At 67.8% G+C, this 1,028-nt stretch carries 1 protein-coding gene; it reads right to left on the reverse strand.

Translation table 11 applies throughout. From position 1 onward, the window contains the following. Window positions 1-12: 12 nt before the first annotated feature. On the reverse strand, window positions 13-900 hold the full coding sequence (locus ACFKCF_RS61635) for an IS5 family transposase (protein ID WP_394506803.1): 888 nt from the start codon (window positions 898-900) through the stop codon (window positions 13-15). Window positions 901-1,028: the final 128 nt, after the last annotated feature.

Consider the following 1,028-nt stretch of genomic DNA (forward strand, 5'->3'; position numbering starts at 1 on the left):
CTAGGCCGTGTTTCATAAGGCCTTGAGCCACTGATTGATCGCAGCGATGATGACGACGGCTTCGTAGCGGACGGCGAGCTTGTCGTAACGGGTCGCCATGCCGCGGTTGCCTTTGAGCAGGTTGATGCCGCACTCCACAGCGTGACGCAGCCGGTAGAACGCGGGATCGAAGGCGGGCGGGCGACCTCCCTTCGATCCCTTGGCTCGCCGGTGAGCGTCCTGGTCGGCCTTGCTCGGAATGCACGCCTTGATCCCACGCCGGCGCAGATGAGTCCGGTTGGCCTTGCTGGTGTAGGCCTTGTCGGCCAGGACCCGGTCCGGGCGGGTCCTGGGACGGCCGCCACCGAGGCGGGCCACCCGGATCTTGCCCAGCACCGGGATGAACTGCGGGCTGTCGCCCCGCTGCCCAGCGGTCACCACCGCAGCCAGCAGCTTGCGGCCCTGCTCACAAGCCAGATGGGTCTTGGTGGTCAGCCCGCCGCGCGAGCGCCCCAGCGCATGATCGGCTGGCTCGCTGTGCACCCCACCGGGCGGCTCCTTCTGCAGGTGACCCTGCCTGCGTGCTCCGGCGGCGTGCTGGTGAGCCCGGGCGATGGTGGAGTCCACGCTCACCGTCCAGCCGATCTTCCCGGCAGCGTCCGCACACGCCTGCAACGCCGCCAGGATGTGGGCCCAGATCCCCTCCCGCTGCCAGCGCCGGAACAAGCCGTACACGGTGAACCAGTGGCCGTAGCAGGCCGGCACGTCCCGCCACGGCGCTCCGGTCCGGATCCGCCACCGGATCCCGTCGATCAACTGCCGCCTGCTCCACTTCGGCGGACGCCCCTTGCCCGATGCGGCAGGTAGATGCGGCTCCAGCGCCGCCCACTGCGCGTCAGTGAGGTCGTGCCGCCTCGTCACCGCTACGCTGGCCACGAGGTCTCCGGTACTTGGCTCTTCTTGGTCGTTGAACCAACTACCGGAGACCTCTACTTTTCACGATCATCGACACGCCGCAAGCCCCAAAGATCCTTATGAAACACGGCCTA

It is taken from the genome of Nonomuraea sp. JJY05 (assembly GCF_043496855.1).
Classification (GTDB): domain Bacteria; phylum Actinomycetota; class Actinomycetes; order Streptosporangiales; family Streptosporangiaceae; genus Nonomuraea.